Origin of the sequence: Teichococcus coralli (assembly GCF_009829925.1) — a bacterium.
Classification (GTDB): domain Bacteria; phylum Pseudomonadota; class Alphaproteobacteria; order Acetobacterales; family Acetobacteraceae; genus Pseudoroseomonas; species Pseudoroseomonas coralli.
This window is the reverse complement of record NZ_SNVJ01000069.1, coordinates 1-485: the sequence shown is the minus strand read 5'-3', so window position 1 is coordinate 485 and position 485 is coordinate 1. Positions and strand designations below refer to the sequence as shown.

General features: G+C 64.7%; 1 protein-coding gene. It reads right to left on the bottom strand.

Going from position 1 to position 485, the window contains the following annotated elements; genetic code table 11:
• The coding region (locus E0493_RS22965) for a permease (RefSeq protein ID WP_202397310.1) at positions 1 to 485 on the bottom strand (485 nt) is incomplete at both ends.

Below are 485 nucleotides of genomic sequence, written 5' to 3'. Positions count from 1 at the left end.
GTGCCGCCCCGCAGGTGAAGCCAGAGCAGGATGCCCGCGACGACGAGAAAGGTCAGGTTCAGGAAGAAGGTGTGGTCAATGGCGAATCGAACCATCTCCTCGAGCGCCGGTCGCTGCTCGGGTGTCAGGCCTGCCGCGGCGAAAAGGTAGTGCACGGTGATGCCCGCCGCAGCCATGCAGACGTAAAGCAGGGCAGACAGGTAGAGAGCGTAACGCCAGCCGTAATACTTGACATGGACCCAGACCACGGTTGCCGCCACCAGGTCGGCGCCCAGGAAGGACATGACGCCGCCGAGGGACGCCTCGCGCGACCAAAGCATGGCGGCGAGGGGGACGTTGCCCATGGAGCCGATGAAGGTGAAGAAGGCGACCACCGGCGCCACCAGGGCATTCTCCAGCACAACCAGGAAGGTGGGCGAAGCATCGCCCCCGCCGTCGGCGATCAGGAACAGCATGTTCCAGACCGACTGCGGCACGAACACCGA